Source organism: Altererythrobacter ishigakiensis (genome assembly GCF_001663155.1).
In the GTDB taxonomy this organism is placed as follows: Bacteria; Pseudomonadota; Alphaproteobacteria; order Sphingomonadales; family Sphingomonadaceae; genus Erythrobacter; species Erythrobacter ishigakiensis.
Genome location: NZ_CP015963.1, coordinates 556,634 through 581,107, shown reverse-complemented (window position 1 = coordinate 581,107; position 24,474 = coordinate 556,634). Strand labels below are relative to the sequence as shown.

Below are 24,474 nucleotides of genomic sequence, written 5' to 3'. Positions count from 1 at the left end.
CAATTCCTCATTTTAGCAAGGTGTGCTGCCGTTCCGTGCTCGCTATCGAGGTTGCAGAGTTCAGGAGAGACGCATGAAACTGGAAGGCAAGGTCGCAGCAATTACAGGCGGAACCGCAGGTTTGGGGCGCGGGATCGCTGAAGCGTTTCTGGCTGAAGGCGCGAAGGTCGCGCTGTTCGCGCGCAATCCCGAAAAGGGCGCGAAAGTGCTGGACGAGCTGGGTGCCGGTGACAGGGCGATTTTTGTTGCTGGCGACGTGATGAACCAGTCCGACGTGGAAGGCTTCATCGATCAGACAGTCGCCAACTTTGGCACTATCGACATTCTCGTGAACAATGCTGGCGGCGCTGGCGATCTACAGCCGATGGTTGATCTGTCAGATGAAGCCTTTGACGAAGCGATGAAGTGGAATGTCTATTCGACCTTCTGGGCCAGCCGCCGCGCGCTGAAGACCATGATCGCGAACAAGACTGGCCGGATTATCAACATGTCTTCCATGGAAGGCAAACACGGCAAACCGGTGTTCACTGCCTACACCGCTGCGAAGCACGCGGTGACCGGCATGACCAAATCGCTGGCGCGCGAAGTGGGCGAGCTGGGTATCACGGCAAACTGCATCTGCCCCGGTCTGGTCGTCACTGATATTATCAAGAACAATGGCCCGGCGACCGCGAAAGCGATGGGCATGGAGTTTGACGAGATGATCGCGATGTTCGCCAGCGAAGCCGCGATCAAGCGGCCCAACACCGTCGAAGAGATTGCAGCCGTGGCCATGCTATTGGCCTCACCCGAGGGCGCTGGCATCACCGGTGCCGCGATCAGCGTGGATGGCGGTACCGCGCAGTATTAGCGGCGATCAGCCCTCCTGCATCTTAGCCATCGCTGCGCCAACAGCCGCTTCGATATCAACCGCTTGCGGATTACCGCGCAAAGTCAGACCGCCGTTTGGCTGGATATTCTGGCCCGTAACAAAGGCGCGATCACTGCATAGCCACGCGCAGGCTTCCGCCACATCCTCACTCGTGTTCAAGCGGCGGAGCGGATATTTCGGCATGAAGGCATCGACCAGCCCTGGCACCTGAAAACTCTCCGATGTCATCGGACTTTCCGTGAAGGCTGGGGAGACGGTGTTGGCCTTGATCCCGTATTGCCCGAAGTCATTGGCAACGCAGCGGATCATCGCTTCGCCCGCGGTCTTGGTTCCGATGTAGGCTGCGTGGTTGTTGATCAGCGCCTTGGTCGTGGCTGAGCTCAATGAAATGAGCGACCCGCCTTGCGGGGATTGATCCTTCATCTGCTGGACAAAGGCCTGCAAGAAATGATGCACGCCTTTGAATTGCAACTCGCAGATCTGATCCAGCTGCTCTTGCGTCGTTTCCAGCAGATTGGCGAGCAGCCCCCAGCCTGTGCAATTGATCGCCGCGTCGACCCGGCCCATTTTGTCAGCCGCCGTCTTCGCCAGCGCATGAACTTGACTGTGATCGGTGATATCGCACAGCGCATAGTGCCCGCCGATCCCGCTGGCGAGTTCGGACAAAGGCCCATCCTTGCGGCCCGCCACCAACACCTCGGCACCTTCAGCTGCGAAAAGCCGCGCGGTTACCTGCCCCATGTTTCCAGCGCTTGCAGCGCCCAGGATAACGGCTTTCTTTCCTTCCAGCAGGCCCATGTCTCGCTCCCTTCTAAATGTAATCTCGCCTCCATCTCTAGGCGCTAGCCAGCCTAAACACCCTTCCCAAAAGTGTTCATTGAAGCCGGGGGCTCACAGGTTGATAGCCTCAGTCAGAGACAAGGAGAGCGTCATGTTCCGAGGACCCGCAGAAGATCGCCAAATGATTGCCGAACTCAACGGCACCTATGCCGACGGCGTCGTGCGCAACGATCCCGGTACTTGGGGCAGCGTGTGGGCAGACAACGCAACCTGGGATTTCTTCGGGAATCTATTCGAAGGCAAAGAGGCAATCGTCGGCTTCTGGAGCCAGGCGATGAGCGGGATTGAAGCGGTCAGTTTTCACTGCGTGCCTTGCATGATCGAGGTTACCGGAGACACAGCAACCAGCCGGGTCCAGACGCAGGAAATCCTGCATATGAAAGATGGCAACACCCGCGTTGTTGGCGGGCTTTACGAAGACGAATTGGCGAAGATCGACGGTGCATGGGTCTTTACCCACCGCAAGTTCGGAATTGTCGCCGAATACAATCCGCAAGAAGGATAAGACATGGCGAAAATCGTTATCTCGGCACAGATCGACCTGCCGGCAGACAAGCGTGAAGAAGCTTTGAAGACAGCGCAGCCATTCATCGACGGCGCGCTCTCGCAAGAGGGGTGCCTTCACTATGACTGGAGTGCGGACCTCAACAACCCGACCCGTATCAATGTTTTCGAAGAATGGACCAGCGAAGAAGCTCTCGCGAGCCATTTTGCAAACAAGCATTATGCCGGGATGCTCGGGCATCTGGGTTCATTCGGGATAGAGAACGCCGTGAGCCGGAAATACCGCGTCGACGCCGAAGGCCCGGTTTACAATGAGGAAGGCGTGCCGACAGAGAAGTTCGGCTGAGACTGCTCGGCGCCATAATCGCGGGCGGAAAAGCCACGCGGTTTGGCAGCGACAAGGCCTATGCGCGTTATATAGGTAGGCGCCTGATCGATCATGTTGGGGCTGCGCTGGCCGCGCAATGCAGCGGGTTGGTTGTATGCGGGCGAGCGGAGGAAGGCTTTGATTGCATCGCGGACCTGCCGAATGAAGGACTTGGTCCGCTCGGGGGTCTGAACGCAGCTCTACATTTTGCTCGAAGCAATGGTTTTGACCGGGTTCTCAGTTCCGGCTGCGACATTCCCAACCTACCCGAAGATCTGGCCCAGACCTTGTCCGGTGACACCGCGGCTATCGTACAGAATCAACCGGTGGTAGGCCTGTGGCCTGCATCGCTAGCGCCACGACTTGACATCTTCATACGTGACGGGGGACGCGCACTCTACGGATTTGCCGATAGCATCGGCGCAAGGCCAGTAACGCTGAATACACCGCTGATGAACGTCAATCGGCCAGAAGACTTAGCTTAGGTCATGACGGGTATGGCTGTGCTTGAGCCGCTGACCAAATAACTAAAGCTTGAGCATCTGCTTGCCGCGGTTCTTGCCGACAAACAGCCGCTTCAGCGTCTCAGGCGCGTTTTCAAAGCCTTCCTGAATGTCTTCCTGATAGCGCAGGCGGCCATCCTGGACGAAGCCCTCAAGACGTTTGCGAATCTGCGGAAACTCTGCCGCCCAATCGAGCACGATGAAACCTGCCATGCTGGCGCGGCGGAAGATCAAGTTGAAGTAATTGCCTGGCCCCGTGGGTGTGCCGCCCGATTCATACCGGCTGATGCCGCCACACACGACTACGCGCGCGCCGGTAGCTATATTGGCAAGCATGTCATCTAAGATCGAACCGCCGACATTGTCGAAGATGACATCAACCCCGCGCGGGCATTGCTCTCTGATCTGGCGCTTTACGTCGCCTGCCTTGTAGTCGATCGCCGCATCGTAGCCGGCTTCTTCGACCAGCCATTTGCACTTCTCCGGCCCACCTGCGATACCAACCGCGCGGCATCCGGCGATCTTAGCCAATTGGCCAACGACTGATCCGGTCGCACCAGCCGCTCCGGAAACCAGCACTGTGTCGCCCGCCACTGGTTTGCCCACTTTGAACAGCCCGCAATAGGCAGTGACCCCGGTGGTGCCGAGCACAGACAGAACAGCGGTTGGCGAAAGCTCGGTCTCGACCTTGGTCAGCTCTTTGCCATCGGTGACAAGATGCTCGGTCCAGCCCGTCGTGCCGAATACCCAGTCGCCCTTCTGGAAGCGGCCGCCATTGCTGTCGATCACTTCGCAGATACCACTGCCGCGCATGACGTCGCCAATCGCCATCGGCGCGACATAGTCCGCGATGTTTTCCATCCAGCCCTTTTGCGCAGGGTCGAACCCTAGATACCGAGTGGCCAGCAACATCTCGCCTTCGCCCGGATCAGGCAGCTCGGTTTCTGCCAGCTTGAAATCACCGTCCTCAATGCCGCGACCGCGCGGATGTCCGTTCAAAAGCCATTGGCGGGTCATGGTGGGCATGCGAATTCTCCGACTGCGATTGCTGTGTGGCTGCCTAATGCGGTGCGCAGCGCGCGCTCGCTACGCGCAAAAGTATCAGTCGATGACCTTACGGCATCTGGTATCTTCACGGTCAAAGGAGAGTGAAATGGGCGTTCAAACGCACAAGACATATTGCCGTTTTTGCCATGCGAACTGCGCGATGCTGGTCGATATCGAAGATGGCAAAGTGAAAGCAGTGCGTGGGGATCCGGATGATCCGGAATATGGCGGCTATACCTGTAAGAAGGGCCGCGAACTGCCAGATTCGCATAACTCCGAAGACCGTCTGCACCACTCGCTGGTGCGCGATGCAGACGGCAATTTTCAGGAAACACCCATGCCGCAAGCGCTGGCGCATGTCTCCAGCGAACTGAAGCGCATCATCGACAAATATGGGCCTGACAGCGTCGCCGTTTTCATGGGCTCGGGGGGGTATCAGAACTCGTCAGCCTGGGCGATGAGCCACAGCTTTGCGCAAGCGGTAGGCTCAAAGCACTTCTTCACTTCAGTCACATTAGATCAACCGGCGAAGGTCTTCACCACTGAGCGCTATGGCAAATGGGAAGGAGGGGTAAACAATTTCTCACAGGCCGATGTCGCTCTGTTTATAGGCAACAATCCGATCGTCTCTCACTATGCGCCGGTTGGCGGTGTGCCGCCATTCAGCCCGTCGAAGCGTATTCGCGACCGCAAGAAAGAGGGCCTCAAGCTGATCGTCGCTGATCCGCGTCTGGCGGAGGTAGGCCAGCTGGCAGATATCTATCTACCGGTGAAGCCGGGCGAAGATCCGGCGCTGCTGGCCGGGATGCTCAACGTCATCATCAATGAAGAGCTTTACGACCGTAATTTCGTGTCCGCGCATGTTGATGGCTTCGAAGAGCTGGCCGAAGCGGTGCAGGCATTTCCGCCTGATGTCGCCGCTGAACGCGCGGGTGTAGAAAAAGACGAGCTCGTGCGCGCCGCACGCATGTTCGCTGGCGGCTCGAAAGGCTGCGCAGTTACCGGCACCGGCCCAGAGATGGCGGGTAACGGCACCCTCACCGAGTATCTCGTCACGTGCCTCAACACTGTTTGTGCGCGCTTCAAGCAGGAAGGCGAAAAGTGCGGAGTGCCCGGCGTCTTCACGATCCAGATGGGCAAGAAACGCGCACAAGTCGCGCCGCCTGCGCCAATGTTCGGTGTCGAAGGCATGGCGAAGTCACGTTTCCGCGGGCTCGGCCAACTGCTGATGGAGATGCCATGCAATGTCATGGCAGATGAAATTCTCACCCCCGGCGAAGGGCAGATTCGCGCGCTGATTTCAGTTGGCGGCAATCCCGAGGTCGGCTTCCCCAACCAGTTGAAGATGCGCAAGGCGCTCGATGATCTGGAACTGTTTGTTCAGATCGACCCATGGATGAGCGCCAGCGCGAAGCGCGCCGATGTCGTGCTTGCGCCGAGCCAATGTCTGGAGCGTGAAGACATCACCAACCTGTCAGAATGGTGGCACGAGACCGCTTATGCGCGTTACACCGAGGCGTTGGCGACGCCGCCGGGCGATGTGATCGACGAGTATGAGATGTTCTGGCATCTGGCGAAGAACCTAGGCCTGCAACTTCAGCTTGCCGGCGGGCCAGTGCCGATGGACGGCGACTCTCCGCCGCCCAAGGAAACCGTGCTCGACCTGATGGTTGCAGGATGCATTGTCCCGCCCAGTCAGGTCCGCAAGGATGTGCAAGCCAATGGTGGTGCAGCCGTCATCTATGATGATCTGCACCCGGTCATCGAACCAGCAGATGCAGACGAGCACAATCGGTTCCAGCTGGCAGCGGGCGATATGCCAAAGCACTTGGAGAAATACGGTGCTGACGAAGCGCGCGCAGCGGGTTTCGACTTCCGCCTGATTTCGCGGCGGTCAAAGGGGCGCTTCAATTCGATTGGTCAACCGCTCAAGAACCTCGGCAAGAAAGTCACGACGAACCCCGCCTATATCCATCCAGACGATATGGCGGCACGCGGCCTGAAAGATGGCGATGTGATCGAAATCGCCTCTGCCCATGCCTCGATCCACGGCGTTGCCAAAGGCAGCGACCGGGTGAGGCGTGGCTTGATCTCCATGGCGCATGCCTTCGGGGACAGTGAGGCGGGCAAGCACAATGTCCATGAAATGGGCGGCTCTACCAACCGGCTGACCAGCGACGAAGTCGATTACGATCCGATTACCGGGCAAGCGCTGCAAAGTGCGATTCCGGTGCGGATCGAAGCGGCATAAAGCCAAGCAACGAGGAACCTAATATGCCGCAGAACAGGCGCTTTCTTCTCCAGCGCAGGCCCGATGGCGAGCCGGTACCAGAAGACTTTGAGCTGGTCACCGAGCCGACGCCTGAGCTGGCTGACGGGCAGTTCCTTATCCGTAATCACTACGCGTCGCTTGATCCTGCGATGCGCGGTTGGATGGACGCGGGCGGCAACTACATGCCCCCGGTCCCACTAGGTTCAGCGATGCGGGCAAGTACCATTGGCGTGGTCGAGGAGAGCCGCGCGGACGGCTTTGAAAAAGGTCAATGGGTCATGGGGCTCAACGCGCTGGAAGACTACTCTGTCGGCGAAGTCGGCGGCTTCACTCAGCCCATCGACCCGTCGCTAGTGCCTAGCGTAACCAATTACCTCTCGATTTTTGGCGCAGTGGGCATGACCGCCTACTTCGGGTTTCTGGAGGTCTGCGAACCGAAAGAAGGTGAGACAGTGCTGGTGACAGGGGCTGCGGGCGCAGTCGGTTCGCTCGTCGGTCAACTTGCCAAGATCAAGGGCTGCCGCGCGATAGGGATCGCAGGCGGGCCTGAGAAATGCGCCAAGCTGACTGAGAAGTACGGCTATGACGCAGCGATCGACTATCGCGGCAAAGATGAGGCTGCGCTGACCAAGGCAATCGCCGAAGCAGCGCCCGATGGCGTCGATGTGATCTTCGAAAATGTCGGCGGGATTATCCTGGATGCCGGGCTGATGAACCTCAACCTTTACGCCCGCGTGGGGCTGTGCGGATTGATCAGTGAATACAATACTGAGCCGCGGGGTATTCGCAATCTGTGGCAGCTGATCGTCAAGCGCGCGCAGATTCGCGGTCTACTGGTAGCTGATTATGTCGAGCGCTTTGGCGAAGGCGCGGCGCAGATGGGGCAGTGGGCCGCCGAAGGCAAGCTCACCATCGAAGAGCACATCGACGAAGGGCTGGAAAACACGTTCGACAGCTTCATGCGCCTGTTCGCGGGGACGAATCAGGGCAAGATGATCCTGAAGATCGCCTGATGAAACGCTTGCTCGTCTTGTCTGGCGGGCACCCTTACGAGGAAGAGCCGTTCGACACGCTGATTCGGCTGCTGGGCCGCGAGCTAGGCGATTGGGACGTATTTCACCTCATCCATCCGGAAGCGGAGCAAGCTGTCGCCAAAGGCGCGGTGGATGAAGCCGATGCACTGCTGTTCTACGACATGGGTGGCTACACGTTCGGCGACGGAGTTGTAACAAGCCGCCCACCATCCGAGGGCTTCAAACAAGCCATTGCCCGCCGCTTTGACAGCGGAAAAGGTGTGGTCGCGATGCATCACGCGCTCGCCGGGTGGGCCGACTGGCCCGAATGGGCGGAGATGCTTGGCGGACGTTTCCTTTATCAGCCCGGCGAATGGCAAGGGCAGTCGGTGCCCGATTCCGGCTATCGCCACGATATCACTTACAATGCCGAGGTGGTGGCCCAACACGCGGTAACTGCTGGGCTGCCGGACCAATTCCCTTTCACCGACGAGCTTTACCTTTGCCAAATTGACGAAGGCGCGGTGCATCCCCTGATCCGCGCGCGCCATGAATTCACCCGCGACAATTTCTATTCCGCGGCGCTGGCGGTCGCAGGCGAGATGTTCGCCAACAAAGGCTGGGAACATCCCGATGGCAGCGATCTTGTCGCGTGGTGGCGGCAAGTTGGAAACGCGCCGCTCGTCTATTGCCAATTCGGCGATGGGCCTGAAACCTACGCCAGCCCACACGTACAGCGCGTCTTGGTGAACGCGCTGCGTTTTACTGCAGGAGGAACGTCATGAACCCGATCGAAACCGTCGAAGCCTTTGTCGGCCATTGGAACAGCGGAGACTTCGACGCCATGTACGCCATGTGCGCGGAAGGCGTTGTCTGGCACAACATTCCGATGGAACCGATCACAGGCGTTGCCGCCATGCGCGGCGCAGTTGATGGCTTCATGGGGCCCGTGGAGACCTGTGAATGGGAAATTCATGCCATTGCCGCCAATGGAAACACGGTTCTGACCGAACGAACCGATGCGTTTATTCTCAAAGACGGACGCCGAGCCGAATTGCCGGTGATGGGCACATTCGAACTCGATAGCGAAGGCAAAATTGCCCAATGGCGCGACTATTTCGACATGGCGACGTTTCAGCGCGAATTTGGCGGCGGCTAAAGACCCGAAAAGCTGCTCATTTGGATAGGGTCAAGAGGCTCGATCCCTACCGTTCCTAACACTTTCACGCAGTGCGCCGGTGCTGCCTGCGGGGCTAGTTTACTCAGCTAGTTTGGGAGCATTGGAGCAGCATAAATGAACAAGCCTGCCGGCAATCTGTTCGCACCGGAAACTCTGGTTGATCCGTTTGACTATTATCGTGAGGCGCACGAAGCGGACGTCAAGCTTGAGTTTGTGGCCGAAGCCAATGCCTGGGTCGTCTATTCCTACGAGCTGGTTTCAGAAGTCACCGCCAAGCCCGAAATCTATTCAAACGATTTTGCTTCACTGATGGGCGCTGCCGATGAAGAGATCGATGCAATTCTGGCGGAAGGATGGGACAATCCGCCAACACTGCTGACCGCTGACCATCCGGTCCACACCCGTAACCGCAAGCTGGTGAACCTGGCATTCTCCGCACCGCGTGTGAACGCGATCGAAGCCGACATGCGCAAGAAGTCGATCGAATTGATCGAGAAGATGGCGCAAAAAGGCGGCGGTGACTTTGTGGAGGATTTCGCGATCCCCTTGCCCGTTGCGATGATCGCGCAGCAGATCGGACTCGATAACGATCCCAAGCAGGTGAAGGACTGGTCCGATGCAGCGGTTGACCGTTTCAGCCAGCTGATTGACCGCGAGCGCCAACTCGAATGCGTGCGCAGTTTCGTTGACTATCAGCGTTACATGAAGGGGCTGATCGATGATCGCCGTGCCAATGGCGGCGACGATCTTTTGACTGACCTCGTCGAAGCTCGTGTCGAAGGCGAAACCCCGCTGACCGACGAAGAAATCATGTCGATCATGCAGCAATTCATGGTCGCCGGAAACGAGACGACGACATCGACCATCGCTGGTGGCTTGCTGCAGTTGATCCGCAATCCCGAGCAGATGGCAAAAGCCAAGGCGGCAGCGGGCGGGCGCGATCCCAAGCTGATCCAGAACATGGTCGAGGAAATGCTACGTTATGAATCGCCCAGCGCGGGCATCTGGCGCGTGGTCAAAGAAGACGTTGAACTGGGCGGTGAGAAGATCGCAGCGGGCTCAATGTTGCAGGTTCGCTATGCCGCGGCCAACCGCGATCCGGCCAAGTTCGAAGACCCGGACGCATTCCTGATTGATCGCAAAAACGCGCGCGCGCATCTCGCCTTTGGCAAGGGCCCGCATATGTGCGTGGGCAATATGCTCAGCCGCAAGGAGATGTTCGTCGCCTTTGACGAGCTGCTTGAGCGGCTCGACAACTTCCAGCTGGCTGATGAAGACGGGATCACCATCCTGCCTAACATCATGCTGCGCGGAGTGACCAAGCTGCCCATTACCTACGAGGTGGCCAAGTGAACTTCGACCTATCTGAAGAACAAGAACTGTTCCGCGCCACTGTCGAGCGCTTCACTGCGCCCATCGATGTAGAGGCACGCCGCAAACTGCGCATGAATGAAGGCGGATATGACATGGCGCGCTGGCAAGATCTGGCAGAGCTGGGGCTGATCGCGCTGGCTGCAAGCGAAGAAGTAGGCGGCATGGGCGGTTCGATCCTTGATCTTGCGCTGGTTGGCGAGGCGATCGGCAAGGCCAATGCTCCTGACCCTTGGCTAGAGAATGGCGTATTGCCCGCTTTGCTGCTGGGTGCGGCTGGCGCAAACGAAGCGCTGGAAGGCGTGCTGTCCGGCGAAAGCTTCGTCGCGCTTGCGTGGGCTGAGCGCAATCAGCGTTATAGTCTGGAAGCGAAACAGACCAGGTGCGATGGCGGCGCAATCACCGGCGAGAAGACATTTGTTCTCGGCGCTGCATTGGCTGACCAGTTTATCGTGTCCGCGCGCGACGGTGACGCGACAGAGTTCTTTCTGATCCCCGCCGATGCACAAGGCCTGCAGGTTCGTTCTTATCGCATGGCTGATGGCAGCATGGCCGGCGAGCTGCGCTTTACGCGTGTTACAGGCGAGAAGCTAAACATATCATCCGAGGCGCTGCAGCATATCGTCGCGCAAATTCGCTTGCTGGCCGCAGCCGAACTTGCCGGTCTGGGGCAGCGTTTGCTTGATGACACAGTGGCTTACGTCAAAGAGCGCGAACAATTCGGGGTGCCTATCGGCAGTTTTCAGGCGCTGCAGCACCGCTTGGTCGATTGCTATGCGCGGATCGAGCAGGCACGCTCGATGCTCTACCGGGCTGCTTTGGGCGATGACGCAGATGTAGCCTCATGGCAGCGCAATGTAGCAGGTGCGAAAGCCTATATAACCGAGAACGCCGATCATATCGCGCGCGAAGCCGTGCAGATGCACGGTGGCATGGGCGTCACGGATGAGCTCGCCATCGGCCATGCGATGAAGCGCGTGTTGCTGCTGTCGAAATTGTTTGGCGATGCCGATTCCAACCTGGTCGAATATGCGGAGGCGGCGTGATGGGCGCGCTTGCACCAGTTGATCCAGAGCTTTGGAGCCATGATGGCGAACCGCATCTGATGGGTGGCCGCTTGCCTTCGGGCGAGATCGTGTTTCCCATGCCGCAAGGCGATGCGGCAGACGGTGTCGAGCCGGTCAAGCTGTCGCGCCATGGCAAGCTGTGGAGCTGGACCACCCAGGGTTTCCTGCCAAAAGAACCCTATGAAGGTTGGGGCAGCGGCGAAGGCGAAGGCCCGCCTGACTTCAAGCCATTTTTGCTTGGCTATATCGAATTGCCCGGCGAGGTGATTGTCGAAAGCCGCATTGTCGATGCAACGCTTGAACAGCTGGAGCTGGGCATGCCGATGGAGTTCTGCCTCACGCCGTTCAGCGACACGCATTGCACCTTTGCCTATCGTCCGGAGAAAAGCTCGTGAGTGAAGACGTCTATATCATCGGCGCAGGCATCCATCCCTTCGGGCGCACAGACGGTCGATCAGGCCGCGAACAGGGTGTCTTTGCGGTGCGCGAAGCCATGGCCGATGCGGGCCTTGAGTGGACCGATATCGAATGCGCCTATGGCGGGTCAGCGGCCGCAGGCAATGCTGACATCATGGTCAATGAGCTGGGGCTGACCAGCCTGCCCTTCACCAATGTCGCCAATGGCTGCGCGACGGGCGGCAGCGCGCTGGTTTCGGCGCAGATGGCAATCGCCAGCGGGTTCTATGATCTCGCGCTGGCGGTAGGTTTCGACAAGCACCCGCGCGGCGCGTTCAACGCCAAGCCATCCGATTATGGCCTGCCCGAATGGTATGGCCAAACGGGTATGATGCTGACCACGCAATTCTTCGCGCTGAAAATTCAGCGTTACATGCAATTGCACGGGATCAGCCGCACGACACTGGGCCGCGTAGCTGAAAAAGCGTTCAAGAACGGCACGATCACACCGCATGCGTGGCGGCGCAGCCCGATTGATCTCGACACGATCATGAACGCGCCGATGATCAATGATCCGCTGACCAAATATATGTTCTGCGCGCCGGCCGAAGGTGGCGTTGCGCTGATCCTGGCATCTGAAAAGAAGATGAAGGAGCTGGGCGCGGACGGGGTGAAGATCGCCAAGGTCGCGGTGAAGACTCGCCCGCCTGACAGCTTCGAGGTGTTTCAGGCAGGTGTCAGCATCAAGGAAGGCGGAAAGCCGACCGTACTTGCTTCACAAGCCGCGTTCGAAGGAGCAGGCATCGGGCCGGAAGACATTGATGTGGCGCAGCTGCAGGACACCGAAAGCGGCGCGGAAATCATGCACATGGCCGAAAACGGTTTCTGCAAAGATGGCGAACAGGAAGAATGGCTTGCCAATGGCTGGTCCGAAATCGGCGGCAAGCTGCCGGTGAACACCGACGGCGGATGCCTAGCCTGCGGCGAGCCAATCGGCGCATCAGGTCTGCGTCAAGTCTATGAAAACGTGCAGCAATTGCGCGGACGCGCAGGCGAGCGGCAGGTTGAAGGGGCGAAAACCGGATACAGCCATGTTTATGGCGCGCCGGGGCTTAGCGCTGTCGCAATTCTGCAAAGCTGAGGGGAGAGACGCTTTTGGGACGCATGAGCGGAAAGGTTGCGCTGGTCACCGGCGGTGCGGAAGGGATAGGCGCCACGGTTGGCCGGATGATCGTGGACGAAGGCGGCAGCGTCATGCTGTGCGATGTTCAGATCGACAAGGCTCGCGAGCTGGCCGAGGAGCTGGGCGACAATGCCGAAGCATTCGAGCTCGACGTGCGCAATCTCGACCGTTGGCATGAAGCGGTGAAAGCGACGCAGGAACGTTTCGGCAAGCTGACCGTGCTGTGCAACATCGCTGGAATCTCGGAGCCCGGAAATGTCGTCGACGGCACGCTCGATACCTGGGAACGCACCATCGATATCAACCTCAACGGGCCATATTACGGTATGCGCGCTGCGCTGCCCGCGATGGAATCTAGCGGCGAGCCCTGCGCCATCGTCAACATCGGATCAATGATCGCGATACGCGCTGCGGCCTTTGTTGCCGCTTACAGCGCATCGAAAGCGGGCCTGCTAGGCTTGACCCGCTCCGTCGCGCTCGACTGCGCTGAACGCGGGGTTCCGATCCGGGCGAACATGGTGCACCCGGGTGCAATCCGCACGCCAATGTACAATCGCTACAAATATTCAGGCGCGGATGAGCCGCAGAATATCGAGCGCGACTTCGCTGCGACCCATCCGATGAACCGTATCGGCGAGCCGGAGGAAGTCGCACGCGCTGTGGTCTGGCTAGCCAGCGACGAAGCAAGCTTCACCACCGGCTGTGACATCACGGTTGATGGCGGCGGGTCGATAAGGAGCTAATATGGCAGAACAACCAGCAACCCGGATCGACGCGCATTTCATTGCGGCGGGGAAGTATCACGACATCGATTATGCGCGGTTGGAAGTGCTCAAGCTGCTGATGGAGCATCCGCATATCCGCACCACAGTAGCGGCGGATTATTCAGGGTTAGATCGGCTTGACCAGTGCCGTTTCCTGGTCACTTACACTTGCGACCTTCTCCCGACCAAAGAACAGGCACAGCAACTGCGCAGCTGGCTGGAAGCGGGCGGAAAATGGCTGGCGCTGCATGGGACCAATTCGATCCTGGTCTTTACCGAGAGCGGGCTGGTCGATGCGCCCGACGATACCACCGGCTTGATGGAAATGCTCGGCACGCAGTTTAAGGCGCACCCGCCGATTGGTCCCTTCCCCGTGGAAGTGGTCAACAAGGACCATGAGATGACCCGCGGGATCGACGATTTCGAGATCGTCGACGAGCTTTATCTGTCAGACACCACCGCGCCGATCGACACGCTGATGCAGACGACGTTCGAAGGCGAAGCGACCGGCTTCACCAAGGAACAATGGGACAAGACGACCGTTCCGATCCTGTACACGCGCGACATCGGCAAAGGGCGCATCGTTTACAACGCGCTGGGCCATTGCCGCGGGCACTACGATCTACCCGGCATGGCGGATTTCTACCCTCACAAGGAAATGTGCGCCTGGAACTATGACGTTTATTATGACCTGCTGCGACGGGGAATCGCATGGGCCATGAGAGAAGGGGAATAGGCCATGGACATGGATTTCTCACCCGAAGACCTGGCATTTCGTGACGAAGTGCGTGCCTTCCTGAAGGAAAGCTTACCTGAACATTTGAAAGACGGTGCACGGCGCACGCCCGGCGTATTTGTCGAGCCCGATATCGGGATGGAATGGCACCGTATCCTGAATGACAAGGGTTGGGTCGCGTATCACTGGCCGAAGGAAGATGGCGGCACCGGCTGGACGCCGACGCAAAAGTTCATCTTTGAAAAGGAATGTGCGCTGGCCGGCGCGCCTGCGATTTCGATTCTGGGCCTGCGTCTGGTCGGCCCGGTGATCTGCGAATTCGGCACGCCTGAGCAAAAGGCCCGCTTCCTGCCGCGCATTCTTTCCGGCGAAGACTATTGGTGTCAGGGTTATTCCGAGCCGGGATCAGGCTCTGACCTTGCCTCGCTCAAGACTTCGGCACGGCTTGAAGGCGATCAATACGTCGTTAACGGGTCGAAGATCTGGACTACACATGCACATCATGCCGACTGGATATTTGCGCTGGTGCGCACCGATTCCAGCGGCAAGAAGCAGCAAGGAATCACCTTCCTGTTGATCCCGATGGACCAGCCGGGCGTTGAAGTGTCCCCGATCCTGTCGATGTCGGGCGACCACGAAGTGAACCAGGTGTTCTTCACCGATGCGGTGACTTCGGTCGAGAACCGCATCGGCGAGGAGGGAGCAGGCTGGTCGATCGCCAAGTTCCTGCTGGAAAACGAACGCGGCGGATCATGTTATGCGCCGCGCCTGCTGCAAAGTATCGAGCGGCTGCGCGAACTGGCCGAAACGCAACCCTCCGGCGTCAATGGCGCCGTGGCACACGATCCGCGTTTCCGTGACCGGCTATCGCGCGCGCGGCTCAATGCAGAGGCACTTGAAGTCACCGAGCTGCGTATTCTGGCCGATCTGGCCAAAGGTCGTGCGCCCGGCCCGCAAACGTCGCTGGTCAAACTGCTGGGCTCGAACATCGGGCAGGAAATCGACACGCTGCGGCTTGAACTGCTCGGCTATGACGCGCTGCAATTGCCGGTCGACCGTCCGCTTTACGGCAATGAAGCGCCAGAACCAGTGGGCAGTGAACTGGCACAAACCGCGATGGGCAAATACCTCAATAATCGCGCCGCGACGATCTTTGGCGGATCAGACGAAGTGCAGAAGAATATCATCGCAAAGACCGTCCTAGGTCTCTGACCACTCTCACATAGAAAGACATTTCCATGGATGTATCGCAACTAATGTTTCGCCCCGGCCTTATGGAAGGGGAACGCATTCTGGTGACGGGTGGCGGCACAGGATTGGGCCGCGAGATGACCGAGGCGTTCCTGAAGCTGGGCGCGACGGTCTACATTTGCGGGCGGCGGCAGAACAAGCTGGAGGAAACGGCGCAGGAACTGATGGATGCACATGGTGGCAAGGTCGTGGGCATTGCCTGCGACATCCGTGATGCCGATGCGATCGACGCGATGATCGACCAGATCTGGGCCGATGGCCCGCTGACCGGGCTCGTCAACAATGCAGCAGGCAATTTCATCAGCCGCACTGAAGATCTTTCGGTCAACGGTTTCAACGCGATTGCCGACATTGTTTTTCGCGGCACATTCTATGTCACGCATAATGTTGGTAAGCGGATCATTGCTGAAAGGGGGCGCTGCAATGTCCTTTCGATCCTGACCACGTGGGTGTGGAACGGGTCGGCATTTGTCGTGCCGTCCGCCATGTCAAAAAGCGCAATCAACACGATGACGCAAAGCCTCGCGGTCGAATGGGGCCGTCACAACATGCGCTTCAATGCGATCGCACCGGGGCTATTCCCCACCAAGGGCATGAGCGCGCGGCTTTCACCCGGTGGACGCGGTGGCAATTCGAATAATGAGATCAACCCGATGGGCCGCCATGGTGAGATGCACGAGCTCGCCAACCTCGCGGTCTTCCTGATGGGGCCGGGCGCGGAATATGTGAACGGCCAGACCATCGCGATTGACGGCGCCGGCTATCAGGCAACCGGCGGCACTTTCTGGAGCACTCTGCAAGGGCTGGGCGATGCTGAGTGGGAACAGCTTCGCGCGATGATCAAAGGCACCAATGCCGCTGACAAGGCGGACCGCGCGACGGGGTAAGCTGGCACCGTCAGTCGCAACAAAACCCTATTAAGAGGCGGCAAGGTAGGCGATCGGGAACCCTATACAAAATGCCGCCAAAGTCGGCTTCCAGTTCTGGAACGCTAAACGCTTGAGCCCGCGCAGGGCATGCCTGAAATCATCCACCTCTGAGCGAATCAGATAACTTTCGATTGAGCGCCTTACAGCCGCGCTTGGCGTATCACCCTGACGATCACAGGCTTCCTGAAACGCGAGTTTTTTTGAATGCGGAAGCCGCACTTCAAACCGCTCGCTCTTCTTCTCCCACTGGTCTGATTTTGTGTCATTCATAACCGTTCCTTTCTTGGCCGAGCCAAGAGCTAATCGGATTGAGCGTCTTTGAAAGCAAAACACAAGCCGGACATAGTAAACATCGTGTCCGTACGTCGCCTGGAATAGCAGCGTGTTGCGAGAGTTAGGTCCCGTGGGCTTCAGCGAGAGCCTGCGCAGCTTTGTAATCGGGTTTTCCATTGTTGAGCCGCAATGACTGCTCCGTGAAGAAATACGTGCGCGGGATTTTGTAACCGGCCAATCCTTCGCGCGCTGCAGCGTCCAGCGCCTGCTCCAACCCTGCCGCTTCGCCTTCCGGCTGCACCACTGCGACAACCTTTCGGCCAAAGCGCGGGTCGGGCAGGCTCACGACCCGCACATCCTTCACGCCCGCGTGCTCTTGCAGCACCGCTTCGACTTCCTCTGGGAAGACTTTCTCCCCGCCGGTGTTGATGCACATATTGTCACGCCCGATGAACTCCATCGTGCCGTCCGCGCCCCAGCGGGCCTGATCGCCCGTCATCAGATAGCGCTGGCCATCGATTTCAGGGAAAGTCTTCGCGTTTTTCTCGTCTTCGCCCAGATAGCCCAGCGGCAGAGGGCCGGACCGCGCAACAATGCCAATGCCATCTTCGCCCAGTTTGATTTCATTAAGATCCGCGTCGAACAGCTTTGTCTCCCGCCCGGGCAGCGCCTGGAACTTGCCTCCGCCGCTGGAGCCAGCGGCAGTGGTAATGACAATCGCCGTGCCTGAGCTTTCCGACGAGCCAAGCGCATCAAACACCATCAATTGCGGATTGTGTTTGATCAGCCGCATCTTGTTGCTTTCCGAGAATACCGCGCCGGATGAAGTTATCATGCGCAGACTCTTGATCGCATCGGCGGCGTCCTCGCGCGCATCAAGCGCGTCTGCCAAAGGCAAGGCGAATGCATCGCCCACCATGAAGAGGTTGCGGGCGCCCAATCGCTTGACCTCATCAATCGTCAGATCAGCTTCGAATTTCTCCGATGGCAGCATCGCCAGCGTCCCGCCCTTCAGCAGATGGATGACAGCCGAAAACTGCCCCGCACCGTGCATCAGCGGGCTGAGCAGCAAGAGCGGCGATGTCGAGGCTGGATGATCCGGGGCGATCTTTGCCGCTTCGGAGACTTGTTCTTCCAATGAGGACGCGACGAATGGCGGCTCACCCATCCCGCGCTGCCACACTGAAATGCCGAATGCCTGCCATGCAGCCTCAAACGGCCACATCACCGCCTTGGGCATGCCGGTTGTGCCGCCGGTCGCGGTGAAGAACAAAGCCTGCCTGTCATCATGCGGGGCGAAATCGCCTGGCGGTTCAGTCGATTGAAGCGCTGCCCAATCTGCCCCGCTGACATCGATTGTGAGAGATCCCTCAGGCATGGCGGTACTTGCCGTGTCAGCAAAGTCGCTTTCAACAAACAACGCCTTTAGCCCGAACCGCGCGAAGATGTCTGACAGTTCGCGGTCCTTGTAATGGTAGTTCACATTGACCGGAGTCACGCCCGCTTTGATGCAGCCGAAATAGGCAAGGATATACTCTGGCGTGTTCCGCAGCATTTGCCCGGCAACGTCTCCGGGGTTGAGCCCCTTTGCATGCAGCCCCGCTGCGATCCGATCTGTCAGCGAATCAAGCTCTGACCACGTCACAATGCGCGACCCATGGATCAACGCCGTTCGTTCGGGTTCGATCGCATTGGCTAAAGCTTTCAAAGCAATGCCAAAATTATCACCCTGCCAAACCATGACTCGCCTCTGCTGTGACTCTCTGGTAAGTGCCCTGCCTAACGCAAGGCGCCACAAAGAGTGCCTGCAAAAAATGGGAGGCGATTGGCAGGCGGGTCCAGGCTCACCGGATCAATCGCAGTGCAGAGGAACAGAATTGCCCATGGCTACCAATGTTGTCGAATTGCGCGCCCCCCGCGACAGCGAAGGGCTGAACGACTTACTTGAACAGGTTACTATCCGCAGCGCGGAAGACATTCACGATGCTGCGGTTGCGATCGCTCGCATCGCTGAGAGTTACGGCATGCAGGTTTCCATGTGCGACGATATCTCGTCCAAGGAAACCATGCTGGATACGGACGGTACCATCCTCAACGCTGACGTGTTCGGTTGGGTCGCCGATGGAGAGCGTTGGTGGGAAGATCATCGTCTCGCGCTCAGCTCACCTTTGCCGCGCGCCTGCCGCTATGAAAGCGAGCCGTTCTGGGTCAACGAGCATGGCTTCCATACCCGTTGGAAGAACTCCTACCTTGAAGAAATTGACCTTTCGGATTTCGAAAAGCGATCGATGTGCAAGGCAGCAATCGTGATACCGGTGCACTTGCCCTTCGGTCAGATTTCCGCGAACAGCTTCATCGCGCTGGACCGCAGCAAAGACGATCTATCCGTGGAGTTTGCGCAGCATGGTTCGCTGTTCTCGCAGATCACACGTCGATTCATCGCCGGCTATGTGCAAGCGCATCGCACGAAACGCCGCATTCCGTCAGACTGCGTTCTGTCAAAGCGCGAAGTCGAATGCCTGCGCTGGGCTGCAATTGGCAAGACCGACAAGGAAATCAGCATGATCCTTGAGCGGTCCCACGCGACGATCCGCTATCACATTCATCGCGCGGGTGAGAAGCTGGACAGTGTCAATCGTGCGCAGACCATCTTCAAGGCGGGTCAGTTGGGGTACTTGGGGGCGAATTCTTGATTTCCGCACGCCATCCGGCGTACGAACTGCTCGCTCACGCGACCTAAAGATCGCATCGCTGCGGACGGGCGGTCGCCCTTTGACTGCCGTGACCAAGACCCAAGCGGCTGGGCGAAGCTCTATGTGCTAGCTAAACCTTCTAACCGGCTCGCTCCCATCCCAATCGACGCTGGCGGCTTTGATGATCCCGAAGAGGTCAGGCCCTGAAGGGTCCTGCTGCAGGATTTCGACCAGATGGCCAGTCCCTTTCCCGGAGTCGACATAGATCACTTCGCTTGTGCCGAATTTGCCTTCGATTACGACCTCCGCGCCTTGCTTGGCGCAAACGCGGCGGGCTTCAGCAATGTCGTCAACCAGCATGCAGACATGATGCAGCCCTTCTGTGGCGGCATACTCATCCGAATAGATTGAAGGTGCGTCATTCTCCGGCCTGATCAGTTCGATCTGGAAGTCGCCCCAATAGGCAAGCGCAAGCGTGAACACCGCATCAGTCGGCTCGCCCTTGTACTTCATGCCGTCCAGATGGATGTTCTCGATGAGGTAAAACGGCCCCACCCCCATGGTTTCGGTCCAATGCTTGATCGCCGCATCGAAATCATCCGGCACAAAGGCCAGCTGCATCACATCGCCCAAGGCTGAAATCGTTTCGCTGCGCGCCATGGCTTCCCACTCCTCTCCAATCCGATAGGATGAACGGACAGCAGGTTGTGCGATAAAAACCGCTCAAGACACTGCGCAAATTGCGAGGGAGAGGCGAGAAGCGCCATGAACGAGATCAAGAACATCGCTAACGAACCGCGTTGTCCGGGCATGAGCTATACCGATATGCTCGAAGCAGATACCCGCACTCCGCCCGACTATTTGTTCGAGGAGACCGTGGCAGATATGGGCGATGATCCGATTTCGGTTGATCCCTATATCAGCGAAGAGTTTGCCAAGCTTGAACGTGAAAAGCTGTGGCCCAACGTCTGGCTGTTTGCGGCGCGCGAAGACGAATTGCCCGAGCCCGGCGATACCGTTGTGTTCGAGATCAATGACAAGAGTTTCCTGATCACGCGTCAGCGCGATGGCAGCGTAAAGGCGCTATACAATGTTTGTCTGCACCGCGGACGCAAACTGCGGACGGAAAGCGGAACAACAACTCAATTCCGTTGCCCCTTCCACGGCTTCACCTGGAAGACCGACGGCAGCTTGAAGGAAATCCCGTGTGAATGGGATTTCGAGCATCTCAAGAACAAGGACATGAGCCTGCCCGAAGCACGTGTGGAATTGTGGCAAGGCTTCGTGATGATCACGGAAAATCCCGATTTGCCGGACTTCAAGACCTGGCTCGGTCCGGCTGCATCGCATTACGATCGCTATGATATGGAGAACCGCTACACCGGTATGTGGGTGGCAAAGAAGATCCCGGCCAACTGGAAAGCGACTGCTGAAGCTTTCATGGAAGCCTGGCATTCGATCACCACGCACCCGCAGCTGTTGCCGTTCCTGGGTGATGCGAACAGTCGCTATGACCATATTGGCGACCACTTTAACCGTGCGATCACGCCATCTGGCGTTTTGTCACCGCACCTCGCGGGCAAGGATCAGCACTATGTACTCGACAAGATGAACCAGTTCTCAGGCGGATCGGATGCCGATACCAATCGCCGATTTGCAGCCAGCGAAGAAGGCAGCGATTTTGACGAGAACGATCCTCTGATGGCGCGCAAGGTGCTCGCCGATGCAGGGCGCAAGGGCTTTGCCGAGCAGTATGGCTATGACTATTCCGATGCGTCTGACGCGGAGATTCTCGACAACTTCACCTACAATATCTTCCCCAATTTCAGCCCGTGGATCGGTTACTTGCCGACGCTGTGCTATCGCTGGCTGCCGGGCGACACGCCAGACTGGTGCATCATGGAAATCCGGCTGTTGTTCCCGACACCCAAAGGCGAGAAACGACCCAAGTCTGTCGAGCGGCTCTACATCCCCGATGACGAGCCCTTTGCCTGGGCCAAGGACACCATGGGCGAAGCTCTCGCCGGCGTGTTCGATCAGGACATGGCGAACTTGCCGCATGTCCAGACCGGCATGAAGGCGATGAAGGATGGCTTGATGGAGCTGGGCCATTATCAGGACAGCCGCGTGCGCCATTTCCAGACCACGCTGATGAAATACATCAACGGCGAGTTGCCGGCTTAGGTGGCGGGGTTCTCTTTTGACCTGACCGGGCGCAACGCGCTTATCACCGGCGCTTCTTCAGGCTTTGGAGAGCGGTTTGGTCGCTTGCTGTCAGGATCGGGCGCGAATGTCGCATTAGGCGCGCGCCGGATCGACAAGCTGGAAGCACTCGCCAGCGAAATCGGCGATCGTGCGCGTGCAGTACAAATGGATGTCATGCTTGAAGCCGATATCATTGCTGGTTTCGATGCAGCACAAGAGGCGTTCGGTACAATCGATACGGTAGTAGCGAATGCAGGAATTGACGGAGGCGGGCTGACAACCGACGTCTCTGAAGAAGAGATCGAACGCACACTCAGCGTCAATCTGAAAGGTGCGATCCTTACCGCGCGTGAAGGTGCCCGGCGGATGATCGCAAACAAGGTGCCGAACGGACGGATCGTAATGATTGCTTCGATTACAGCATTCGAACCTTCGCCGACATTGGTGGCGTACTCCGCCAGCAAAGCCGGTGTCGTGCAGGCGGCGCGCAGTATGGCGCGCGAATGGGCGCGCACAGGCATCTCGATCAACACCATATCACCCGGTTATATTCGCACCGCGATCAATGAAGAATGGTTCGATACAGATGCCGGCCAGCGGCACATGAAGCGCTTCCCGCGAAAGCGCCTGATGGGAATGGAAGGGCTGGATGCGACGCTGTTGATGCTGTGCTCGGACGCAGCAGAGTTCATCACCGGCGCTGACTTCGTCCTTGATGACGGGCAGACGCTCTAGAAGATTTCAAGCCTTGGCAAGGCCGCGATCGTCATAAAGTCCTAGGGCAGACAGGCTGATCTTGGCAGCCAACCACAATTCGCTCTCTTCGCTAATTGTCTTGCTCATGAGATTCAAACCGAGAAGTTGGTTCTTTACCGCGAGCGCCAATCCGCGGACATCGGTATCCTGCGACAACTCGCCATCGCGCACGGCCTGTCCCAACAGCGCTTCGATATCGCGAACTGATTTACCAAACAGGATAGTCATGTCCTGCGACAGGCCCTGATCCGCGGCCGGTAGCTCACAAATCGCGTTGACGATCATGCAGCCCTTGGCGTCCGGATCAGCCGCACGGACGCGGCAGACCTCGCGGAACATGGCGGTGATCAAGTTTCCCGATATTGCAGCCGCCAAGAGCTGGTACGCCTCAGACGCATATCAGCAGATCATCCCGCTGCGCGAAGAAGCATCGGACATGTCGCTGGTGCTACACGAAGTGCCATCGTAACCGGCAAATGCACCCCTCCCTCCGGCACCTTTGCTTGGCCGTAGCGGTAGGGGTTTTGGTTGTGTTTGGTTGCAACGCTGCAGTACACTGTTGGAAAGGGGGCCATATGCTGATCAAACGCCTGTTCATTCTTGTAACGCCGCTCCTCATCGCGGCGTGCGTGACCGATCACAATGCGAACGCTCTTTCGGAAAGTGCAGCGGAAGGCAGAGCCTTCGCCCAAACGAACTGCGCCAGCTGTCATGCGCTGGAAGACGGAGTTTCGCCCAATCCGAACGCTCCCAGCCTGCGCCGTGCCGCCAACCGATTGCCGGATTGGGCAATAGAGGCGTCGTTCGAGCGCGGCGTTCAGATCGGACATTCAATGGAAATGCCGGCCTTCGTGTTCGAAGACGGCGATATCGCCAATCTGCTGGCCTATCTCGAGACGCTCAAAGAGAAAGACTGAGTGATGGTGATGGACGGGCTCTAACCCAGCCCCTCCATCCAGTCCTTGGATTTGGCCCAGTCCAGATGCGAGGTGTGCTCCATCCCCAGTAGATCGCGCGCATCTTGCGGATCGACCAGCAGGGGTGAAACAGGCTGGCTGTTATAGAAGGCGTAAAACTTCGCCATTCCATCATAGATCGACAGCGGCTGCACCTCGCGCGAACCGGTGACCAGCTCGCTCATCCGTGCGGCAAACTCTTCAGGCGCAAGGCTCTGGAAACGCACCGGCTTGCCGATTGCTTCGGTGAGATTGGCGGCAACCTGATCGCCGGTCAGCGCCTCAGGCCCGCCTAGTGGAACATGTTTTCCGTCAGCAGCATCGGTCTGCAATGCACGGCGCATCGCCTGCGCCACATCCTCCAGACACACCCAGTTGATCAGCAAGTCAGGCTTGGCAGGGTAAGCGAAGATCCCGTCACGCATGATCAAAGGACGCGTCCAGATGCGGTACTGATTGTCCATGAACACAGTCGGCTCAATGAAAACACAGGGAATACCGGTTTCTTCCAGCGCGCGCTCGATATCGCGCCGCCCATCATGCGCGGACAGGTCAAGATCGTGATCAGCGACGTAGCACGCGGTGTTGAACACGATTTTCTTCAGCCCCGCGCGCTTTGCCCCTTCGGCAATCGAGCGCCCGAAATGCGCGGCCTTTTCTCGGTCAAACTCGAACGGCAGATGGAACGCCGCTGCATCCTGTCCGGCAAAGGACTGCGCCATGGCATCGGCGTCGGTGATGTCCGCGTGGACTGTAGGCAAGTCTGGCCACGGCGCATCCTTCATTGCGTCATCGCGCCGTACGCCCGCTGTTACCGCGAATCCTGCGCCCAGCAGCTCAGCCACCAGCGGCTGCCCCTGATCGGCAGGCGCGCCAAGAACGCAAACCTTTTCGATTGTCATCAGCTGTTCGCTTTCCGCGAAACCTCTTCCGCGTCGAAGTAATGGATTTTCAGACTCTTCATCAGTCCGTCTTCAAACTCACCCATTTCGCACACGGTCTGGCTAAAGGTCTCGCCGCCCCCTTTGGGTGTCATGGTCAGCGTCAGAATCGTCACAGCATGCGTGTCACCGCCGGTGATGTCATGAATGTCGACCTTGGCCTCGGCCCAGGTGCCATACATCGCCGCAGCACAGCGTTGTAGCGCGTCCTTGCCGCGCCACTCGCCCGCAAATGGCAGGCAATCAGCTTCATAGAGCACGAAATCGGGATGGAGCAGCGACTCCACCTTGTCCCAGTCGCGCGCGCCAGCGGCGGCATAGACGGCGGCTTGTATCTCGCGAGGACTAGTCACCCG

Annotated in this window: 29 protein-coding genes; 21 read left to right on the top strand and 8 right to left on the bottom strand. The window is 58.4% G+C overall.

All coding sequences use genetic code 11. The annotated features are described in order from the left end of the window. Positions 1 to 73: 73 nt before the first annotated feature. Positions 74 to 850, top strand: a complete 777-nt coding sequence (locus tag A6F69_RS02850; protein WP_067597093.1) for an SDR family NAD(P)-dependent oxidoreductase — start codon at positions 74 to 76, stop codon at positions 848 to 850. Positions 851 to 856: 6 nt separating this feature from the next. On the opposite strand, the gene A6F69_RS02845 is transcribed toward A6F69_RS02850, so the two are convergent. Further along, positions 857 to 1,669, bottom strand: a complete 813-nt coding sequence (locus A6F69_RS02845) for an SDR family NAD(P)-dependent oxidoreductase (RefSeq protein WP_067597090.1) — start codon at positions 1,667 to 1,669, stop codon at positions 857 to 859. A gap of 133 nt (positions 1,670 to 1,802) precedes the next feature. Between A6F69_RS02845 and A6F69_RS02840 the strand changes: the two genes are divergently transcribed. Genes A6F69_RS02840 through mobA form a run of 3 tightly spaced genes read left to right on the top strand, consistent with a single transcriptional unit; the run spans position 1,803 to position 3,067 of the window. Continuing rightward, entirely contained in the window at positions 1,803 to 2,216 is a 414-nt protein-coding gene (locus A6F69_RS02840; RefSeq protein ID WP_067597087.1) for a nuclear transport factor 2 family protein, read from the top strand. Between the two features lie 3 nt (positions 2,217 to 2,219). Beyond that, the gene (locus A6F69_RS02835) at positions 2,220 to 2,561 is read left to right on the top strand and encodes a putative quinol monooxygenase (RefSeq protein WP_067597086.1); all 342 of its coding nucleotides are present in this window, start codon (positions 2,220 to 2,222) and stop codon (positions 2,559 to 2,561) included. Next, complete coding sequence (gene mobA, locus A6F69_RS02830) at positions 2,558 to 3,067, top strand: molybdenum cofactor guanylyltransferase (protein WP_067597083.1); 510 nt, start codon at positions 2,558 to 2,560, stop codon at positions 3,065 to 3,067. The genes A6F69_RS02835 and mobA overlap by 4 nt, the downstream gene beginning before the upstream one ends. A gap of 42 nt (positions 3,068 to 3,109) precedes the next feature. On the opposite strand, the gene A6F69_RS02825 is transcribed toward mobA, so the two are convergent. Continuing rightward, on the bottom strand, positions 3,110 to 4,111 hold the full coding sequence (locus A6F69_RS02825) for an NADP-dependent oxidoreductase (RefSeq protein WP_067597079.1): 1,002 nt from the start codon (positions 4,109 to 4,111) through the stop codon (positions 3,110 to 3,112). 127 nt (positions 4,112 to 4,238) lie between these two features. On the opposite strand from A6F69_RS02825, the gene A6F69_RS02820 reads away from it, so the two are divergent. The 12 genes from A6F69_RS02820 (at position 4,239) to A6F69_RS02765 (ending at position 16,252) form a co-directional block, all read left to right on the top strand. Further along, a complete protein-coding gene (locus A6F69_RS02820) occupies positions 4,239 to 6,383 on the top strand; it encodes a molybdopterin-containing oxidoreductase family protein (protein WP_083984825.1) in 2,145 nt (714 codons plus the stop codon). A gap of 23 nt (positions 6,384 to 6,406) precedes the next feature. Next, the gene (locus tag A6F69_RS02815) at positions 6,407 to 7,417 is read left to right on the top strand and encodes an NADP-dependent oxidoreductase (protein WP_067597076.1); all 1,011 of its coding nucleotides are present in this window, start codon (positions 6,407 to 6,409) and stop codon (positions 7,415 to 7,417) included. Beyond that, positions 7,417 to 8,202, top strand: coding sequence for a ThuA domain-containing protein (locus tag A6F69_RS02810; protein WP_067597074.1), 786 nt, complete (start codon positions 7,417 to 7,419; stop codon positions 8,200 to 8,202). Before A6F69_RS02815 ends, A6F69_RS02810 begins: the two co-directional genes overlap by 1 nt. After that, positions 8,199 to 8,576, top strand: a complete 378-nt coding sequence (locus A6F69_RS02805; RefSeq protein WP_067597073.1) for a limonene-1,2-epoxide hydrolase family protein — start codon at positions 8,199 to 8,201, stop codon at positions 8,574 to 8,576. The genes A6F69_RS02810 and A6F69_RS02805 overlap by 4 nt, the downstream gene beginning before the upstream one ends. Positions 8,577 to 8,711: 135 nt before the next feature. Beyond that, positions 8,712 to 9,950 carry a cytochrome P450 gene (locus tag A6F69_RS02800; RefSeq protein WP_067597072.1) on the top strand — a complete coding sequence of 413 codons (1,239 nt, stop codon included), beginning with the start codon at positions 8,712 to 8,714 and terminating at the stop codon, positions 9,948 to 9,950. Next, positions 9,947 to 11,014 (top strand): acyl-CoA dehydrogenase family protein, encoded by a 1,068-nt coding sequence (locus A6F69_RS02795; protein ID WP_067597070.1) that lies wholly within the window; start codon positions 9,947 to 9,949, stop codon positions 11,012 to 11,014. The genes A6F69_RS02800 and A6F69_RS02795 overlap by 4 nt, the downstream gene beginning before the upstream one ends. Further along, the gene (locus tag A6F69_RS02790) at positions 11,014 to 11,430 is read left to right on the top strand and encodes a Zn-ribbon domain-containing OB-fold protein (protein ID WP_067597066.1); all 417 of its coding nucleotides are present in this window, start codon (positions 11,014 to 11,016) and stop codon (positions 11,428 to 11,430) included. The genes A6F69_RS02795 and A6F69_RS02790 overlap by 1 nt, the downstream gene beginning before the upstream one ends. Continuing rightward, complete coding sequence (locus A6F69_RS02785; protein WP_067597064.1) at positions 11,427 to 12,572, top strand: thiolase family protein; 1,146 nt, start codon at positions 11,427 to 11,429, stop codon at positions 12,570 to 12,572. The genes A6F69_RS02790 and A6F69_RS02785 overlap by 4 nt, the downstream gene beginning before the upstream one ends. 23 nt (positions 12,573 to 12,595) lie before the next feature. Beyond that, positions 12,596 to 13,357: an SDR family NAD(P)-dependent oxidoreductase gene (locus A6F69_RS02780; RefSeq protein ID WP_083984652.1), complete on the top strand. Its 762-nt coding sequence runs from the start codon at positions 12,596 to 12,598 to the stop codon at positions 13,355 to 13,357. A 1-nt stretch (position 13,358) separates the two neighbouring features. Beyond that, positions 13,359 to 14,114: a ThuA domain-containing protein gene (locus tag A6F69_RS02775; RefSeq protein ID WP_067597060.1), complete on the top strand. Its 756-nt coding sequence runs from the start codon at positions 13,359 to 13,361 to the stop codon at positions 14,112 to 14,114. 3 nt (positions 14,115 to 14,117) lie between these two features. Beyond that, a complete protein-coding gene (locus tag A6F69_RS02770; RefSeq protein ID WP_067597058.1) occupies positions 14,118 to 15,326 on the top strand; it encodes an acyl-CoA dehydrogenase family protein in 1,209 nt (402 codons plus the stop codon). A 26-nt stretch (positions 15,327 to 15,352) separates the two neighbouring features. Then, on the top strand, positions 15,353 to 16,252 hold the full coding sequence (locus tag A6F69_RS02765) for an SDR family oxidoreductase (protein WP_067597056.1): 900 nt from the start codon (positions 15,353 to 15,355) through the stop codon (positions 16,250 to 16,252). 30 nt (positions 16,253 to 16,282) lie between these two features. Here A6F69_RS02765 and A6F69_RS02760 read toward each other — a convergent pair whose 3' ends face one another. Together A6F69_RS02760 and A6F69_RS02755 are read right to left on the bottom strand one after the other, a co-directional pair. Further along, positions 16,283 to 16,564 (bottom strand): hypothetical protein, encoded by a 282-nt coding sequence (locus A6F69_RS02760; protein ID WP_067597054.1) that lies wholly within the window; start codon positions 16,562 to 16,564, stop codon positions 16,283 to 16,285. A gap of 124 nt (positions 16,565 to 16,688) precedes the next feature. Continuing rightward, positions 16,689 to 18,308, bottom strand: coding sequence for an AMP-binding protein (locus tag A6F69_RS02755; RefSeq protein ID WP_067597052.1), 1,620 nt, complete (start codon positions 18,306 to 18,308; stop codon positions 16,689 to 16,691). A gap of 142 nt (positions 18,309 to 18,450) precedes the next feature. Between A6F69_RS02755 and A6F69_RS02750 the strand changes: the two genes are divergently transcribed. After that, entirely contained in the window at positions 18,451 to 19,260 is an 810-nt protein-coding gene (locus A6F69_RS02750) for a helix-turn-helix transcriptional regulator (RefSeq protein ID WP_083984651.1), read from the top strand. Between the two features lie 126 nt (positions 19,261 to 19,386). On the opposite strand, the gene A6F69_RS02745 is transcribed toward A6F69_RS02750, so the two are convergent. Continuing rightward, positions 19,387 to 19,920 (bottom strand): VOC family protein, encoded by a 534-nt coding sequence (locus A6F69_RS02745; RefSeq protein WP_067597050.1) that lies wholly within the window; start codon positions 19,918 to 19,920, stop codon positions 19,387 to 19,389. Positions 19,921 to 20,025: 105 nt separating this feature from the next. Between A6F69_RS02745 and A6F69_RS02740 the strand changes: the two genes are divergently transcribed. Both A6F69_RS02740 and A6F69_RS02735 read left to right on the top strand, forming a co-directional pair. Further along, positions 20,026 to 21,444, top strand: a complete 1,419-nt coding sequence (locus tag A6F69_RS02740) for an aromatic ring-hydroxylating oxygenase subunit alpha (protein WP_067597048.1) — start codon at positions 20,026 to 20,028, stop codon at positions 21,442 to 21,444. Next, positions 21,445 to 22,200: an SDR family NAD(P)-dependent oxidoreductase gene (locus A6F69_RS02735; protein ID WP_067597046.1), complete on the top strand. Its 756-nt coding sequence runs from the start codon at positions 21,445 to 21,447 to the stop codon at positions 22,198 to 22,200. It abuts the gene before it with no gap. Between the two features lie 6 nt (positions 22,201 to 22,206). On the opposite strand, the gene A6F69_RS02730 is transcribed toward A6F69_RS02735, so the two are convergent. Beyond that, positions 22,207 to 22,560: a TetR family transcriptional regulator C-terminal domain-containing protein gene (locus A6F69_RS02730; RefSeq protein WP_067597044.1), complete on the bottom strand. Its 354-nt coding sequence runs from the start codon at positions 22,558 to 22,560 to the stop codon at positions 22,207 to 22,209. A gap of 4 nt (positions 22,561 to 22,564) precedes the next feature. On the opposite strand from A6F69_RS02730, the gene A6F69_RS12900 reads away from it, so the two are divergent. Beyond that, on the top strand, positions 22,565 to 22,690 hold the full coding sequence (locus tag A6F69_RS12900; protein WP_211352804.1) for a DUF1330 domain-containing protein: 126 nt from the start codon (positions 22,565 to 22,567) through the stop codon (positions 22,688 to 22,690). A gap of 106 nt (positions 22,691 to 22,796) precedes the next feature. Beyond that, positions 22,797 to 23,138 (top strand): c-type cytochrome, encoded by a 342-nt coding sequence (locus A6F69_RS02725; RefSeq protein ID WP_067597042.1) that lies wholly within the window; start codon positions 22,797 to 22,799, stop codon positions 23,136 to 23,138. A 20-nt stretch (positions 23,139 to 23,158) separates the two neighbouring features. On the opposite strand, the gene A6F69_RS02720 is transcribed toward A6F69_RS02725, so the two are convergent. Then, positions 23,159 to 24,079 (bottom strand): SDR family oxidoreductase, encoded by a 921-nt coding sequence (locus A6F69_RS02720; protein WP_067597040.1) that lies wholly within the window; start codon positions 24,077 to 24,079, stop codon positions 23,159 to 23,161. Then, the gene (locus A6F69_RS02715) at positions 24,079 to 24,471 is read right to left on the bottom strand and encodes a nuclear transport factor 2 family protein (protein WP_067597038.1); all 393 of its coding nucleotides are present in this window, start codon (positions 24,469 to 24,471) and stop codon (positions 24,079 to 24,081) included. Before A6F69_RS02715 ends, A6F69_RS02720 begins: the two co-directional genes overlap by 1 nt. Positions 24,472 to 24,474: the final 3 nt, after the last annotated feature.